This window comes from Lentzea sp. NPDC054927, from assembly GCF_053610285.1.
This window is the reverse complement of record NZ_JBSGXZ010000031.1, coordinates 1-17,223: the sequence shown is the minus strand read 5'-3', so window position 1 is coordinate 17,223 and position 17,223 is coordinate 1. Positions and strand designations below refer to the sequence as shown.

General features: G+C 64.9%; 10 protein-coding genes. 9 read left to right on the top strand and 1 reads right to left on the bottom strand.

The features are described from left to right. The first annotated feature begins 268 nt into the window (after window positions 1-268). The 6 genes from ACWGE0_RS31450 (at window position 269) to ACWGE0_RS31425 (ending at window position 6,607) form a co-directional block, all read left to right on the top strand. Window positions 269-484 carry a transposase gene (locus tag ACWGE0_RS31450; RefSeq protein WP_452264535.1) on the top strand — a complete coding sequence of 72 codons (216 nt, stop codon included), beginning with the start codon at window positions 269-271 and terminating at the stop codon, window positions 482-484. After that, window positions 441-587: a hypothetical protein gene (locus ACWGE0_RS31445; RefSeq protein WP_452264534.1), complete on the top strand. Its 147-nt coding sequence runs from the start codon at window positions 441-443 to the stop codon at window positions 585-587. The genes ACWGE0_RS31450 and ACWGE0_RS31445 overlap by 44 nt, the downstream gene beginning before the upstream one ends. Further along, window positions 584-1,474 (top strand): IS3 family transposase, encoded by an 891-nt coding sequence (locus tag ACWGE0_RS31440; protein ID WP_452264533.1) that lies wholly within the window; start codon window positions 584-586, stop codon window positions 1,472-1,474. Before ACWGE0_RS31445 ends, ACWGE0_RS31440 begins: the two co-directional genes overlap by 4 nt. A 427-nt stretch (window positions 1,475-1,901) precedes the next feature. Further along, window positions 1,902-3,647, top strand: coding sequence for a recombinase family protein (locus tag ACWGE0_RS31435; RefSeq protein WP_452264532.1), 1,746 nt, complete (start codon window positions 1,902-1,904; stop codon window positions 3,645-3,647). A gap of 165 nt (window positions 3,648-3,812) precedes the next feature. Beyond that, a complete protein-coding gene (locus ACWGE0_RS31430) occupies window positions 3,813-5,618 on the top strand; it encodes a GmrSD restriction endonuclease domain-containing protein (protein WP_452264531.1) in 1,806 nt (601 codons plus the stop codon). Then, the gene (locus tag ACWGE0_RS31425) at window positions 5,615-6,607 is read left to right on the top strand and encodes a CBS domain-containing protein (RefSeq protein ID WP_452264530.1); all 993 of its coding nucleotides are present in this window, start codon (window positions 5,615-5,617) and stop codon (window positions 6,605-6,607) included. Before ACWGE0_RS31430 ends, ACWGE0_RS31425 begins: the two co-directional genes overlap by 4 nt. A gap of 410 nt (window positions 6,608-7,017) precedes the next feature. Here ACWGE0_RS31425 and ACWGE0_RS31420 read toward each other — a convergent pair whose 3' ends face one another. Next, window positions 7,018-7,623, bottom strand: a complete 606-nt coding sequence (locus tag ACWGE0_RS31420) for a hypothetical protein (RefSeq protein ID WP_452264529.1) — start codon at window positions 7,621-7,623, stop codon at window positions 7,018-7,020. 443 nt (window positions 7,624-8,066) lie between these two features. Between ACWGE0_RS31420 and ACWGE0_RS31415 the strand changes: the two genes are divergently transcribed. Genes ACWGE0_RS31415 through ACWGE0_RS31405 form a run of 3 tightly spaced genes read left to right on the top strand, consistent with a single transcriptional unit; the run spans window position 8,067 to window position 17,168 of the window. Then, window positions 8,067-11,606, top strand: coding sequence for an AAA domain-containing protein (locus ACWGE0_RS31415; RefSeq protein WP_452264528.1), 3,540 nt, complete (start codon window positions 8,067-8,069; stop codon window positions 11,604-11,606). After that, window positions 11,603-14,842 (top strand): phospholipase D-like domain-containing protein, encoded by a 3,240-nt coding sequence (locus tag ACWGE0_RS31410; protein ID WP_452264527.1) that lies wholly within the window; start codon window positions 11,603-11,605, stop codon window positions 14,840-14,842. Before ACWGE0_RS31415 ends, ACWGE0_RS31410 begins: the two co-directional genes overlap by 4 nt. Further along, complete coding sequence (locus tag ACWGE0_RS31405; protein ID WP_452264526.1) at window positions 14,835-17,168, top strand: ATP-binding protein; 2,334 nt, start codon at window positions 14,835-14,837, stop codon at window positions 17,166-17,168. Before ACWGE0_RS31410 ends, ACWGE0_RS31405 begins: the two co-directional genes overlap by 8 nt. Window positions 17,169-17,223 lie beyond the last annotated feature (55 nt).

Sequence of the window (17,223 nt, the reverse complement as noted above, 5' to 3'; positions counted from 1 at the left end):
AGATTCCTGCGGTAGCTTCTCGCCCGGCTGTCACGCCCAGCCTTGGCTCGGGTGGCGGTCATCTGCGAGCAGGCGGCAGGCGGTGCTCTTCAACGACCGGCCGATGCTCGCGAGAAGATCGTTGAGAATGCGCTTTGTCAGTTTCGCTGCGCGTCAGGGATCCATTAGATCTGTTGACATCCGGTGAAGTTGCGAGCAGGGACCGTGGGCCTGACCCGTTTTGACGGACATCTGAGATCAGGGGTTCTGCCCCTGGAAGGATGTCCTTATGAAGACCACGGGCTCGAACAAGCCCCGGCGTCCTCGTCGTGCGTTCACCCCGGAGTTCAAGGCGGAGATCGTCGAGCAGTGCCAGCGTGGTGACCGCTCGATCGCCCAGGTCGCGAAGGATTTCGACCTGACCGAGACCGCCGTGCGTGAGTGGGTCAGGCAGGCCGAGCGTGACGCCCGGGACCCGCGACGACGGCGGGCTGAGCAGCGATGAGAAGGCCGAGCTGGCAGCGCTGCGGCGGGAGAACCGGCGGCTGCGTGAGGACGTGGAGATCCTCAAGCGGGCCACGGCTTTCTTCGCGAAGGAGACCCGGTGAACGTGTATCCGTTCATCGAGGCGGAGAACGCCAGCAGCGGCAACGTCAAGCGTGCCTGCGAGTTGCTCCAGGTCTCCCGTGCCGCCTACTACACCCACCGCGCCACCGGCCCGTCCGCCCGCGCCCGCGTCGACGCCGCGCTGACCGAGAAGATCATCGAGGTGCACGACGAGTCGAACGGTACCTACGGGGCACCGCGCATCCACGCCGAACTCGCGGACCAGGGACACCGGCACTCACGCAAACGTGTCGCCCGGCTCCTGCGCCAGGCCGGCCGAGCCGGACGGGCGCCGAAACGCTGGCGCACCACCACGATCCCGGACCCGGACGCGACCACCCCGGCCGACCTGATCAGGCGGGATTTCTCTTGCGACGCAAGGGATATCAACAGCAGATGGTGCGGCGACATCACCTACATCAACACCTGGGAAGGCTGGCTCTACCTCGCGACCGTGATCGACCTCGGCTCACGGCGAGTCGTCGGCTGGGCCACCGCCGATCACCTGCGCACCGACCTGGTCGAGCAGGCTCTGCGCAACGTCGTCACCCAGCGCCGCCCCGAGCCAGGAGTGATCTTCCACTCCGACAGAGGCTGTCAATACACCTCTGGTCAGTACGCCCGCGCTGCCGCGGACGCCGGGGTGCGGCTTTCCGTTGGCCGCAAGGGCCAATGCTGGGACAACGCGGTCGCCGAGTCGTTCTTCGCCACCATCAAGACCGAGTTGCTCGACCGGCAGGCCTGGCCCACGAAAGCCAAGGCGCACAAGGCAATCTTCGAATATGTCGAAGGTTGGTACGACACCCGCCGACGGCACTCCAGCCTCGGCTACCTCAGCCCCGCCACCTACGAAGCCACCCGATACCGCCCGGTCGATCAGGTAGCGTGATCACACCTCATCGACCCTGTCCGTCAAAACGGGGCAACCCCACCGACCGGATGCATATGGATGAGTATTTAGACCCACAGCTGGAGTTGATCTACGCCGACGGCGCGACTGGCTGTGGCCACGAAGACCGCGTTGGTGCCGAGAACTGTGGGAAGAGCTGGTCTTACGAGTGGGAGGGCGCCCGCAACGGTGGCCGGTACCACTTTGCCAGCCAGGTCAGTCGGATCGGCGGTGTCGACGGTGAGCGCCGGCGTCTGGAACTGACCGCAGTCATACGCGAGCTGCTCCATTGGGCAGGACAAGGACAAGAGCCACCCATCGACAAGGCCACGGATCGGCGGACATGACAACGCCGCTCGGCTCAGCCGACACACCGAACGGCTCTGCCGTGCTGATGCCAGGAGTCCTGTCGAGTCAAGGAGGTTCGGTGTCAGCCGGTGCTGAGTCGATTGGTTTGTCGGACCTTGCGGTGTCGCCGTTCGGGATGCCGACTTCCTTGTTACTCGGTGAAGTTCGAGTCGCGTGGTTGGGTAGGACGTCCACGCATGAACGGCAAGATCCGCGGCAGTCGCTGATCCGGCAGCTTGAACGCTGCCGTGGGGCTGTACCGGCCGCGTGGGTGATCGTCTGCCACTTCTACGACGTCGAGTCCGGCCGCATGGAACTCGACCAGCGAGGACACGGCACCGGCTACGACAGGTTCGATATCCCAATCGCGCGCGACGGCGGCATAGCCGATCTCCTTGACGAGGCACAGCAGTCCGGCAGGCGCTTCGATGTAGTGATCTGCGAGTCCACCTCGCGTGTGGCGCGGCGCATGTACGAGGGCCTGTCTGTCGAACGTGTGCTGGACAAGGGCGGCGTGCCGCTGTTCGCGTGGAACGAGCCGATCAAGCTCGACGGCAGCAGGGCCCAACAGATTCTGCAGCGTCGGATCAACCAGGCGGTGGCCGAGTACGAGGTGCTCAACACCTTGGAGCTGTCCTGGGGCGGGTTGTGTACGCATGTCCGTGAGGGCTGGAACATCGGCAAGCCGCCGTACGGCTACACGGGCAAGACGTATCGCCATCCCAACCCGGCGAAGGCGGACAAAGGTCTCACCAAGACCAGGCTCGAGCCGGACGGCGTGCGGGCGGCGACAGTCACCCAGATCGCGTCGTGGCGGTACTACGAGGGGCTTGGCTACGGGGCCATCGCCGAACGGCTCAACGCGGACCTGACCACATATCCACCTCCGGAGCCTCCAGGCAAGGTTCGTGCTCGCGGTATGTGGAGCAAGTCCAGCATCTTCGAGGTGCTGCGCAACCCAAAGTACACCGGGTTCCAGGTGTTCAACCGGCGCGCTTCGCGTTCCAAGCGCGGAAAGGTCAACCCTCCGACCCACTGGGTGTGGTCACACGAACCCGCGCACGAGCCGCTCATTCCAAAGTGGATGTTTGACGAGATCACTTCATCCAGCAAGTCTCTCCGCGGCTCACGGTCAGGCAGCTCCCCCAGCTCTCATCCGCAGACCAAGCGCTCCTATGCGTTGCGAGGCATGGTGTTCTGCAGCTGCGGACGGCGGATGTTCGGCAACCAGCGACGCAGTCTCGTCTACTACATGTGCTGGCCTCGCAACAACAATCGAGGGCGGACGGGCCTGCACCCGCCGGGAGTCGAAGCGGTGTACATCCGGGAGGAGGCGATCTTGCGAGCGGCCGCGTCGTTGCTTGCCGAGCAGGTATTCGTCCCTGAACTCGTCACGATCCTGCAGGCCACCAGCGGGGATAGTGATCAGAACACCTCGGGCGGCGTCGTGACGCAGCAGAAGTGGTGGCGTCGTCGGCTCGCCACACTCGAACGGCAGCAGCAGAACCTCCTTCATCAAGCTCGCAGCTGCGCGTCCGATGATCCTTTCACGACGGCACTGCGCACCAGCTACAACGATCTGGAGTCCCAGAAGGCCGTCGCAGCAGCCGAGATCGCGAGTTTTGAGTCCACTGGCAGCCAGGAATTCTTGCAGGGGCAGGATGCTGCGGTGCTCGTGGAGCGTCTGGCGGGGCTTCGTGACTGCCTCGTGCGCGCACCGGTGCCGTTGCTTCGTCGTCTGTTCGAGTCCATCCAGCTCACCGTTCGTTTGCACGACTACAGCGGCCAGGCGACGATCAGCATCCGGATTCCGACACTCACATGACCCGTTGATCTGGTCAACCACAGCCACATGATTCGGTCCGTCACATTCTCGTCCGATCTGTCAAACACCACGCCCAGAGCGACGTTGTCGGGTAACCTTCTCGACTTCGGCAACGACATGCACACCGCACGTGACATGTCGCCGGAGTAAGAGGAAGAGCCGCTCGTGGCACTCGACAGTCCCAAGCTGCGTGAACTGCTCAAGAACATCGCCGCAGCCAAGATCCAGTTACCGGATTTCCAACGCGAATGGAAATGGGACGACGAGCGCATCAGGGCGCTCATCGCGACGGTGACATTGGACTACCCGCTCGGTGTCGTCATGACCCTGGAGACAGGGGGCGCCGCCCAGTTCCGTGCCCGCACGCTCGCCGGTGTCGAGTCCGATCCCGGCGTCGTCCCCGACCTCCTGCTGCTGGACGGCCAACAACGGCTGACGTCGCTGGTCCAAGCCCTGTACCTGGAACGACCCGTGGCCACGGTGGACGCGCGCGACCGCAAAGTTGAGCGTTGGTACTACCTCGACATCGACAAGGCCATCGATCCGGAGGCGGATCGGGACGACGCGGTTGTCTCGATGCCGGCTGATCGGGTGCTGCGGCAGGACTTCGCGCGTCAGGTGCGGCTCGACCTGAGTACGAGGGAGAACGAGTGCCAGGCGGGCTACTTCCCGCTCCACCTCGTCTTCGACAACGACGCGGTCAGTGCGTGGCAGAAGTCGTTCGTGCGCCTGGCGGACGAGAACTGGGAGCGATGGGCGGCATTCGACACCCGTGTCCTCAACAACATCCACGGGTGCCTGATCCCGATGATCCGTCTCGACTCCACCACACCGAACGAAGCGGTCTGTTCTGTGTTCGAGCGCGTCAACACCGGTGGCGTCGCGCTCAATGTCTTCGAACTGCTCACCGCCACATACGCGGGTGATCGCAAGCACGCTGAGGAGTACGGCACGGAATACGGCCTTCCCGAGGTCTGGCGTGGTACCAAGGAGAAACTCGTCAGCCAGTACCCGGTGCTCGGTCAGGTGGAGAGCGGTCGTGACGAAGGGCTGACCAACGTCGACTTCCTCCAAGCTGTGAGCCTCGTGCTCTCCTTCGAGCGCAAGCGGGCGGGGAAGGCGAACTCGATCGCCTGCAAGCGACGCGACCTGCTCGCACTCCCGCTCGCGGAATTCCGTCGGCTTGAGCCTGCCGTGGCGGAGGCCTTCGCCTGGGTGGGCGGGTTCCTCGATTCCCAGGCGATCTTCACGATCAGGGACTTGCCCTACCGGACGCAGCTGGTGCCACTGGCAGCGGTCAGGACACTTCTCGGAGACGGGGCCGACGAGCCCGACGCCGTGGAACGGATCACCCGGTGGTTCTGGTGCGGAGTGCTCGGCGAGATGTACGGCGGATCGGTCGAAAGCCGCTTCACCAGGGATGTCGAGCAACTCGTGGCATGGGTGAACGGCGATCCCTCCGAACCGGACACCGTCGTGGAAGCAGCATTCCTCGCCGAGCGGCTCAACACCGTCACCACCCGCAACAGCGCCGCCTACAAGGGACTGCAAGCGCTGATCATCAAGCAGGGCGCGGTGGACTGGGGGCACCCCGAGGACCAGCAGATGACTGGCTCGTTCGTCATCGACAAGAGCGTGGCAATCCGTCAGGTATTCCCAGCGACCTGGGTAACGAGAAACGGTCACCCCAAGGCGCGCGCCGATTCGATCGTGAACAAGACGCCTATGTCGCATCTCGCAAGTCGTCGAATGACAGGGACACCGTCGACCTATGTGGGTGTGCTGGCGCGGGAGACCGGGACGCCCGACGAGTGGTTCGACGATATCCTCACCACCCACTTGGTCGATCCCATCGCCCTCAGGAGCGATGACTTCGCCGCGTTCTACGCGGATCGCTTCGAGCGCCTCCTGGCCTTGGTGGAGGCCACGATGGGTAAGCCGGTCATTCGCCGATCGGGCGAGACGGCATGAGCGACGGGTTCAGGGCCGTCGAGCCGGCGGTGTTGGTGAAGATGGTGGGAAACACGATCTCGGCAGCCGAGTTCCTGGTCCTGTTCGGCGTCCGGGTGCGCAATCACGACAACGTGGCGCGGATTAGCGCGTGCCTTGCAGAGGCGGAGGTGAGCACCATCCCGTCCTTCACCACATGCGCCGGCACCTCTGCACTCCACCTCGTCAAAGCCAAACCGACTGCGGTGGCGACGGAAGACGAGGAGGACGAGGAGGAGTTGTCCACGTCGGCGATGCCGCACCGCGCACTTCAGATAGGCGATCTGCCGAGCGCCCGCAACGGAGTGGAGTCAGTGTCATCGGACACCGATCTGGCAGCGGCCACCATGTTGATGCGGGTTCGGAACTACTCGCAGCTGCCGGTCATCAACGGCACTGCAGACCTGCGTGGAGTGCTTACCTGGAGCAGCATCGCCGTCAACCTGGAGACGGGAAAGCAGCCGACGCTGACCAGTGCGATGGCGCCCGACCCGGTGTCGGCCGAAGTCAACCACCAGTTGCTCGCTCACCTGCCCACCATCACCAAGCACGGGTACGTGCTGGTGCGGGCCAGCGACGGGAAGTTCTGCGGCATAGTCACCTCCGCGGACGTCAGTGACCACTTCGAGACCATGGCCAGGCCGTTCTTCCTCGTGGGCGACATCGAAGCGCGGCTGCGCAAATGCCTGGCCATCCTGGACGAGGAGGTCGTCAAAGCCGTCCAGAAGAGGAAGAAGACTGGGAAGATCGTCGACCTGACCTTCGGCGAGTACAAGTACCTCGTCGACAACGAGGCCAACTGGAAGCGGATCGGTTGGACCGGGGTGCCCCGCGACCAGTTCGTGCACCGCCTGGACCGAGTGCGCATGATCCGCAACGAGATCGCCCACTTCCGGCCACAGCCACTCAGCACCGCCAACCTGGCGACCTTGGAGGAGTTCGCCGGACTGCTCAAGCAATACGTTCCCTAACACATTGTGCGTGGCTTGACCGACATCGCAGCGTTTCTGCGGTGCGATCGGGCCACACGTCAACGCGGGGCACCGGGTGACTGCGTCGTTCAACACCGCGGCACAGACCACGACCTCGCGGCGGACAGTCGGATGAGCTGGCAGAAGGCGCGACGGACAGGCTTCGTTGGCAGATCGTTTCGGCGGCTGCGGTCGGCACCTCCGAGGTCCCGAGGCCCTCAGTCGGGAACTGGCCTGAGGGTGGTGATCGAGAGGACGCCGAACGCCTTGGGCTCAAGGGTGTGTCGGCATGGCAGCGCTGGCCGATGCTCGCATAGACCAAGCCTTACTCGTGCTGGGACCGCACTGGGCGTGAGGGAACATCTCAGAGCCGTAGTGAGGTGAGGGAGGTGGCGTCGCTGCTGCGCGCCCTAGTCTGCTACTGCCGCCCTTTTCGCAGGCTGCTCTGCGGGCACGAACGGGAGAAGTGACTTGATGTCGCGCTGCGCAGCCTTCCGAAGCTCTTGGAAGGTCGCACTGCTCTCGATGAACAGCCGTTCTGACTCTTCGGTGAGTTGCCCTCGCTCAGCACATTCTTCAAGTACACCGAGATAGTCGGTGAGCGCCATGATCGCTTTTGTGGACGCCGACTCCACATGGGCGTCGCCCACCAACTCCACTACTGCGGCTGCGTCGTAAACCGACATCATCAACCGGTCGATCTTCTTCGAGTCCCTCTGGGCAACTTCGTTCGTCGCTATTAGGTGCCGGAGGTACGACAGGTAGTACATGCACGAGGACGAAGCCGTGATGACGTGGGCGTAGGCGGTCTTGCGCTCCTCGAAGAGCTTCAACGCCTGCTCGCGCTGCTGTTCCCGATGCCAGCGTTCGTCTTGTAGCTTCCGCTCTCGTTCCCAGCGGGTGTCCTCGCGGTTCGACACCACCAGACCCTGGACCCACGCTGCGGCGGAAGGTGCACCGAGAGCGAGCATGGCAAGTACCACCGCCAGCCAGGCGGGCAACTGGACGTTCGACATCTGCGGCACGGTACTTGGTGAATACGCACGGTTGTGACGTGATCCAAGCTGTCGCCGCCTTCGGGTGACATGGCGACGGTCAGAAGCTCAGCCCGTGGCCGCCGACAATCTGGCCGGCCGTCGGTTGACCATGTTCGGCTCGCCGCGAGAGGTGAGGAACCTGTTGTTCCGTCACGGCGACGCGAACAACGCAGAACATGTGGATCTCTGCCGATTGTGGACACCCGAGCGGCAGCCTCATTGCGACGAACAGGTGAACGCGACCCCGTGGTGCCGGAATCAGGAAACGAAGTCAGCGGTATCAGCGATGGTCGCGACAACGGAACGTCACGAGTGTAGGGATCGGATGATGCAATGCCGCTGATGGCACATCCGCGCAGTCGTTCTATGTGCGATTTTCCGGTGATTCGGCGTGCCCATTTCTGCTGAGCGAGGAGACACCCGTGAGCATTGTTCAGGCAGATCGGGTGGCGCGGACAGTGCTCACCACCGAGACGTACGGTGGTGATCAGTTCGTCCCGCTGAGCGGAGAACTCGAACGGTTGGACGGCAAGGAAGTCGTCGAAGGAAAGATCTACCGGTACTCCCTTCTAGACCGCAACCACCACGATGTTGCCCTCACCGTGTACCTCGGGCTCGGCGAGGTCGGCGGGCACCTGTGGGAGCAGGAACTCCGTGTCCTGCAACGCATCGGTGGTCTCGGCCACCCCAGTCTGCCGGTGCTTGAGGGCGGCGGGTACGTCCCTCCGGAGGACCTAGAGGGATGTGGCGGTTCGGACACTGCAGGCGCCGGTTTCATCAGGACCAGGGTCCTCATGAACGACGAGGACTCGAAGGCGATGGCCACCTACTTCCACGAACGTCCCGCGCAAGCGGTGCGCACGTTGTGGAAGCTCGCCGATGGCCTCGCGGTTCTGCACGACTCCAGAATCGCTCACCGAAACCTCTGGCCTGGCACCCTGGAGTACGAGGAGAGCGGCGACGAGGTCCGGGTGCTGCTGGCTCGGTTCGAGATGAGCTCGATGGTCTCGAACCTGCTGCGCGGCAGCCAACTCGACCGCGAGGGCGCCGGTCGGGTCCGCCCGCTCTACCTGCGTCAGGATCCCCGCTTTCTGGCGTACGCGCCGCCGGAGCGGGTCGACTTCCTGCTGGCCGCTCCAGGCAACACCGGTGCGGGTGATTTCGCGGGTGACGTCTTCAGCCTCGGTGTTGTCGCCGCAGAGTGGCTGCTCGGACCGGATCTGGTGGGGGAAGTGCCCGAGCTCGGGCAGGAGTTGCGTGAGTTCCAGAAGGAGCTGCGGCATCGGGTGACCACCTCGGGCGAGCTGCCTGCGGCGTTGTCAGAGTTGCTGGGGGAGATGTTGCAGCCCGATCCCCGGTCCAGGCCGTCGATGTCGGAGGTCATGACAGCGCTAAGCCGGAACTATGACACGATCGCTGGCCGGTACGCGCCGGAGACGAGTAGCAGTCAGCCCTACCTCGTGGCGTACATGCGGGAGGACAGCGACCGCACGTTGTTCAAATGGGGGCGGCTGTCCGAGTCTGCGATGACCGACGAGGGTCACAAGCAACTGGTCGATCTGATCGAGAACGACCTCCGTGGCGCGACGGTCTGCCACTCCGCAGAAGGTGCGGTGCCGTACATCAGGATCGGCAGGACAGAGGACCGGCAGCGAGCGCAGACCGTCCTGTTCGGACACAACTTCGTGTGGTTCGCCGAGACACTCTACCGCATCAGATTCGGTCGCAAGCAGTACTTCGACAACATCAAGGTCATCAAGTACGTGATCGAGAACGCACGTGTGCCGAAGGATCTGCGCTCGTTGCGGCTGAACGGTCTCGGCAGGAACGTGCATCGGGTCGAGGCGGTGGACCACCTGGCGAGCCCTGTCGAGCTGGAACGGCGTTCATCGGACCGGCCGAGTTGGCCCGCGCTGCTGACGTCGACCGAGCAGGGGCAGAGCAAGACGCGGGAGCAGCGGGAGTACCTGGACGCGTTGCGCTGGTTCATCGACTACCAAGGTGCTCAGTTGTTCGCCAGGGAGTACGCGTACGTGCGGGAGGGACTACCTGCTGGCCGGACGGTGGCGGTGCGCTGGGACCGCTCGCGCGACGCGGACCGGGCGTCACGGCAGTCCTCGATGCACAAGAAGATCGTCGGTGATGAGCGGCTGCGCTTCGGAATGGCCGACTTCCTCGCGGAAGAAGTCGCGAAGGACTCGGCCTCCCCGGAGATCGAAGTGCTGGCGGACAAGGGTGGGGTGCCCGGAGATGTCGTGGGCCGGTATCGGTTGGTGGAGGTCCACGGCAGGGAGACCGCCACACTGGAGGCGGCCCGGTTCGCGGACCTTCCCGAGCGAGGCTGGTTGCGCATGGCCAACGATCGGGCGGGGCGGGGAAACCTGCTGGCTCAGTCGAGCGCCGTGGACGAACTCGAGAACAATGTGGTGCTGCTCCAGGCACTGGTCCGGCCGACCGGTGTGCGCGGGGCGCTGAAGTGGCAAGACACTGCGGGAGGGAAGCTGGAGGGCGAGGGGCTCGAAGCCATGCGCGCCATGCTCGAGCACCAGTCGATGTTCGCAGTCCAGGGTCCCCCCGGAACCGGCAAGACTGAGGTCACCTCCCAGGCAGTCGCCGAATACCTCTCGAAGGACGACCAGGCCCGCGTGCTTGTTTCGGCGCAGTCGCACGACGCGTTGGACAACCTGGCCGCCCGCATCCTGACCAAGATCGGTGCGGTGGACGAGGCCGGCAATCCGACCAGGGCGAACTGGCTCGCGGTTCGCCTCGCCAGCGATTTCACCGCAGGCAACGTCAAGGCTCCCGTGACCGAGTTCATGCCCGGCCGAGTGGTGCCGCGGCTCGAACGCGAGATCAAGAGCAAATTGGACGGACGAGGTGCACGGCGCTACGACAACCCCGCCATCACGAAGATCCAGGAGATGTGGCTGCGCGCCGTCGCCACCTCCGGACCGGAGCTGCAGACGCGGGTGCGTCGCGGCGCGAACCTAATCTTCGCCACCACGGGCGCGTCCACTAGGACACGGTTGGTGGATCACGGCTCGAACGAGCCGTTTGACTGGGTTGTGATCGAGGAGGCGGCGAAGGCATGGCCCACCGAGCTCGCGTTGCCGTTGGTGCGCGGGACCAGGTGGACGCTGGTCGGCGACCAGGCGCAGATCGGTGCGTTCGCACTGAGCGACGTGATGGCGTTCCTTGACAACTGCCGCGACGACCCGGACGAGGAAGTGGCGGGATGGTGGGAGATGCGCGATCGGTACAGGCAGATCTTCGCCACTTTCGGGCAGATGTTCGCCGAGGTGAGAGACGGAGCGCCGCGGTTAGAGCTGACCGAGCAGCGCCGCATGCGCAAGCCGATCGCGGATGTCGTTAGCCGCGGTTTCTACTCGTCGCTGAAGCTCGGCGGTCTGAAGACAGTGCGCTCGGATCGCGATCACGGCCTGGTGCGGCCAAGCTGGGCACGCGGACGGTCGCTGGTCTGGATCGACACCGGCGTCACGCAGAAGGCGACGGGCTTCTGGTTCAACGATGTTGAGGCTGAGCTCGTGTCCGCCGCAGTGCGCTCCTTCGAGCCCTCGCTTGAGCACCTCGCCGCGGACACGAAGGGCAAGGTGCTCGCGGTGATCACGCCGTACCGCAAGCAGGTCGAGCGCATCCAGATGCGTCTGGCCGAGCACGCCGATGAGGTGTGGACGGTGGACTCCTTCCAGGGACGTGAGGCGCGCATCGTAATTGCCTCCCTGGTCCGCGATCGCGATTCGGGAGATGCCAACGGAGGCCTCGGCCACGTCGCCGATCCGGCGCGGGCGAACGTGATGCTCAGCCGGGCTCAGGACCTGCTGGTGGTGGTGGGCCGGATCTCGAAGTACGAGCGCTGCGGCATTCCGGAGTGGGAGGCAGCGGTGGCGGCGGTGCGGGAGTTCGGTCAGGTTGTCGCGATGAGTGAGGTGTTGCCGTCGTGAAGGTGATCGACGTGTACGTGGAGTGCGAGGTGCTCACCGTGCGGCTCCAGCTCGGCCCGAGGTCGCGCACTTCGGTGCTCGAAACCTTGGTGCTTAAGGCGGTCGATGCCGGCGTCACCACGATGCAGGGGCTCGCGGATCTCTTCGGGCTCACCCCACGGTTGATGGTGGATCTGCTCGGAGACCTGTGGCGCACGCAGCGGGTCTTCTTCGAGTTCGACGATTTCGGAGCGGAGACGATCCGGCTGTCGCCGCTGGCGGCGGAAGAGCTCGCGAAGTTGCCAGAGGGACAGGCCGTCGACGCGGCACTGTCGATACCCGACACCGAGGACGTCCTGCTCGACACCCTGACTGGGCGGGTGCTGCCGATGACCGCGGGGCGGTTCGCACCGGGAAGGGCGAACCTCGTCGTCACCCGTTCGCACCAGGACTGGACCGCAGCGAGCGTCGAGCCGGACGCACTCGCGGCCGCATTGAACCGCAGTCTCGAACGCCGCAAGGACACCGGGCTCGACGGGGACATGCAGGTGCTGCAGGCGTACCTCGCCCCCAAGGATCTGACGAAGGCGTCGTTCACCAAGTTCGCTCCGCTGAGCGTGCAGGCGGGTGTGGACGGCGGCAGGCTCGTAGTGCGAGTGGTGGACAAGTCGCTGCCCGCACACCTGCAGCTCCAAGCGGAGAGCCGTCTGCAGTTGCTTGTGGAGACCGAGTCGGAGAGCGGCTTCGTACGGGCGCTGCGTGGCGTGGCCGACCAGGTCGCCGATCGGCGGGACGACATCCACCAGGACATGGCAGGCTTTGTCGCCGCGGCCAGCCCGCTCGTACTCGCCGCACCTGCGAACCGCAGACGCGATCACGACCGAACCGCCTCACGAGCCGACAACCTAGTGGCGCGCGTTCACGACATGGCTGATCGGCAGATGTCGGTCACTGTCGTTCGCACATCCGAGGAACACCGCCGGGCGATCGTTGACCTGATCGACGCTGCGGCCAAGCAGGTCGTAATATCCGTGCCGTGGCTGAAGTATCGCGGTGGTGTCGAGAACTACGTTGATGCTCTGAAACGCGCGGTGCGACGCGGCGTCGAGGTGACCGTTCTCTGGGGAATTGACCGCGACGAGGGGCCCCTTGAGACCCGTGTGGTCGACGCCCTTCACGATGTCGAGAGGGTTCGCCTCGCATCGGGCGGCACTGGTGCAGTGCGCTACGACCGCGCTCAGCCTGCCCATGTGCACGCAAAGGTCGTCCTCGTCGATGACAGACAGGCGTTGGTGACAAGTAAGAACTTCGCCAGCCAGGGGGAGCACGCGGAGGTGGGCCTGGTCGTGCGCGCTGCGGATGACACCCCGGCGCCGGTGCTCGACGAACTGCTTGAATGGGCGCACCAGACCTCGCCCAACTACGACCATGCGTCCGCGATCATTCGGGATCGCTACGTCTTTGGTAACAGATCACGGGTATTGCCGCACGTGGTGCCGCTGCGTCCGGAGTTCGCAGATGAGCTGGAGACCGCACCCGAGGGTTCGACGTCGGTGGTGCTGTGGTCGCGCTCGTGGGCTACGTTCGGCGCCTCTCTCGCTGACTCGGTCTCCGAATTGGGAGCTGTGGTCGGCGTGGTGCGGGATCACTTGCACAGCTACTTGCTCTGGGATGGGCTGGGAGCGGCGCGCAGCAGAGTGTTGATCTCTTCTGACCAGTTCTCTGCGGCTGTGGTCAACGATGGTTTCGTAGAGCGGATCCGGCAATGCTTGCAGCGCGGTGTAAACGTCGCGCTCGTGTACCGGAGAACCCACCGGCAAAGTGACGACGACGAGTGCCTGCAGAAGTTACGCGCTCTCGCGGGTGCGCCGGTCCGTGACGGTGTGGGCAGCCTGCTAGTCGTGCACGACGAGCAGAGTCACGCGAAGGTTCTCGTCATCGATGACGAAGTGGTGGTCGGCAGTTACAACTTCCTCTCCTTCGAGGGTAGGTCCGGCGCCGGCCGCAGGAAGCAGCGCAGCGAGATCAGCCTGCGTGTCCTCTCTTCGGTGCTGGTCGAAGACGTCTCCCAGCCGATGCTGGGAGACCAATGGGCGGGCTGGTCCGGAAGTGTGCGAAGAACCGTTGCCGCGCAAAGGGATGTCGCGCGTGGCCAGGTGGACATCGCGGCCGCGCGGGTGCTCGTAGCGCTGCGTAGGACCGGATCTTCCTTCGATCCCAAGGAGATCGTCGCGGCCTGCCGTCCGCTGCCCAGTCCTTTCGACGTCGCCGACGTGCTCGCTGAATGCGGAGCCACCGACGACGAGCTCATTCGCTTGAACGCCACGATGTACTCGTTCACCGAACAGGACGGCGCTGATCATCTGCACTGGGGCCGGCTGCTGTTCGGTTCGTTGTGGGCCGGACACGACTGGCGAAGTGCTTACGCCGTGCGGCTTGCACTTCCAGACGACGGTGCGCCGGTCTCCGTGCTGCTCAGCGCCGCGGCAACGGCGTTCGGTGCGCCGTCCCTGCCCAAACTCATCGCGTCGGCGTCGGAAGAGGACTACCACGCGCTGTGCGCGTATGCGAGCGCGGATCTTCTGCTGAACGGCAGCGGCGACCTGATCGAGCCTATTGAACTGCTCGCCGAGTTCGTCACTGACGACTGCGTGCAGGCGTTCGCTGGGGCTGCCGTCGCACATGTCACCACGCGCGGCCAGTTGCCGGTCCAGGCGTTGCGTTCCCGTGCGGCCATCGCACGTACAGCGACGGTCTCCGACGAGATCTGGGATCGCGTGCGGACGCCGTTGGCCGCGTTCGAACGGTACGACCCGAATTGCGTCAATGGCTGCGCAACGAAGGAGTATCTCGTCGGTGATGCCGGATCTCTCGCGGTGCTGCGCGATGTCGTGGAGCAGAAGGACGCGGCGCGTCTCGAAACTTGGATGGTCGACAACGGAACAAATGAGGGGCACTGGCTCGACGACGCCACCCACGCCGCCAAGCAGCCGTTGCTCACAGACAACCGCCGCAAGTCGATGCTGATCAAGAGCTCTGCGGTGTTGAGAGCAGTCAGGCGCGCCACGAACGAACTGCGTGCGCTGGGCCCGATCACCGACCGCGTCATCACCGGGAACGAGCTTGCCGAGATCGACGCCATCGCGGAGCACGCGAGGCAGTTGAGGGAATCCCTGCCCGCCGAGCCGCGCTACGAGCCTGGCGTGTGGGCGCTCGAGAAGCTGACGAACGCAATTCGAGGTGAAGCCGATGTCTGACTATCTGCCCCATGCGACCGTTGGCCTGCCGTCGTGGCGGTTTCCCGAATTGGTCACCACGCTGCTCGATGCCGACGAGTTGCCGGCGCGCACGGTGGCACGCGTCGCGGCCGAGGACCTGGCTCGCGCGTGGTCACCGGAAGCTGCCGTGCGCAGGCTCACCGACATGGGTGAGTACGCCGTGGCAGAGAAGGCCGTGGATGAGCTGGAAGATCTCGCAGTCGTGTCCGCGGAGCAGGCGGAGCGGTGCCGGGAGTACGTCGCGGATGCTCGTAGCGAGGCCGATGAAGAACTTTCGGCGAAGCGACATCTGCTGATGGCGCACGCGGACCGCGCGGGACTCGAGCTGCCTTCCGAGGTATTCGGCCGCGTGCAGGTGGGCTCCCGCCGCGTGAGCGTGGAGGCACCGCTCAACGAGGCGACGTCCGCCCTGGCAGCCGCAGAGCGCGACAAGGAACAGAGTCTGCTCGACCGGATTGAGAGGCACCGGCGGGAACTCCCCGACGAGCTCGCCGGTTACCTCCTGGACCTCGTCGCAGCAGGCGAGTACCGGTTGGCGGAGGAGACGCTGAAGGAGCCTGACGGCCACGTTCAGCTCCCCGTGTCCGTGTCGGAGCAGCCCTGGCCGTTTCGCACGGTTGAATTGGTGCGCATCTGCCAGTGGCTGAGCGCGTCCGGGGCCGGTCAACCGCTGGTTCGGCGCTACCTGCCCGATGACGCGGCAGGACAGGCGATGATCGCGGCGATCATCGACCTGCCCACCGGTTCGCATGCGGCGATCGCTGCGTACGTGGTGGCGTTGCAGCGGCTTGTCGCCGACGTGGACGTCGAGCCTCCGCTGGAAGAAGAGGACGGCGTGCTCTACACCCGGTTGGTGTTGCCCGACGACCCGAAGCTGCCGCGGCTGGCGTTCACCGGGCGGGAACCGGTCCGGTTCGCGGTGGGGCCTGAGCTGGGTGACGCCGCGTTCCGCCTATCTCTTGACGTCGTGGACAACGGGAACAGGGCGCAGACGGTCGTGGACGTCGCCGCAGTGCTCGGGCTGCTTGTCGTGGACGACGAAGGGAAGCCGCGAGGCCGTGAGGCACGGTTGATCTCGTTGCTGCGCACCATCTGTACGCAACGAGGTGTCGGAGCAGTGCTCGCGGACAGCCTCAGCACCGACCATCCGCAACTCCTGCGCGCACACTCGTGGTGGCTGTTGTACCTGTTGGGACACTCGTTGAAGTCGGCACAGCTCGACGCGCTGCTTGAGGTGACCGGCCGGCACGTACCCGCCTTGCTCGCCATCATCAGGCGAATGGTGCCATCGAGGGAGTTCGACCTCGCGGCGGAGCGCGGGGCGGCCGATTTCGACCAGGTGTTGGCGGATGCCGTGCGCGCCGATCTCAGCGACGAGCAGTTCGCGATGCTCGCCGCCATCGCTGTGTACGAACCAGCGGACGAGCAGAGTCTTCGGGAGTTCCTCCTCACGTTGCTCGGCGAGGCGGGCTGTGAGGCCGCGGTCGACAGCATCGTCAACGTGGAGGAGACGTTGGCACGCTTGAAGGAGCTGCGCTACCTGCCGCACTGGTCACCGGACGGCATGGATCTCACGTCGTGCGGGTGCGGTGTCGTCCGCGCGCTACGACGCCTCCCGGAAGTTGTTGTGCAGGCTCCTGTGTCCCGGCTGGTCGAGCAGTACGACCGCAGCGTCGAGAAGCGCAGCCACGACGCGTTGTACCTCAGGGTTCTGGAGGACACCGTGCACGTGTGGGCGGGTCAGCACGATCCAGGGCCAGCCGACGATCGCGCCAACGTGTCCGCCAACCGGAAGGTGCGCCGATCGATGGCGCAGTGGATGGACCCGAATCAGCGCATCGATCTCAGAGTCGAGTGTGAGTTTGTGTGGCGGAAGATGGAGGCGTACGACCGGGCAGTCGATGTGCTTTTCCACTTCGATGCTGAGGCGACCTGTGTGGGCCGGGTGATGGGGCTGCGGCTGGCGTTGGAGAACATCATCGGCAACGGTGTCCGTGCAGCGCGGGCCGCTATGAGTGCCGGCGGCTCGGGGACGGTGACCATTACGCTGTCGGTTGACTCGGCCACGCGAACGGCATTGATCGAGATCGCGGACAGTGGGGCCGGCGTGCCGAAGCACGTGTACGAGGCGTTGGAGAGCAACGGCATTCCCGATTCGACCGAACACACGGGCAGTGGCGGCGGGCTGGAGTGCGCGCGGTTCTGGATCGAGTCGCTCGGCGGGACCGTCCGGTTGATGCCGGAGAAGTCGACGCTCGGCGGCGCCCGTTTCCTCATCTCACTGCCGGTGGTTATCGGGGCGTAGCCCGAGCTCGATCTCGAACTGGTCTACGGCGTGGCGCAGCGAGGCGAGATCGCCC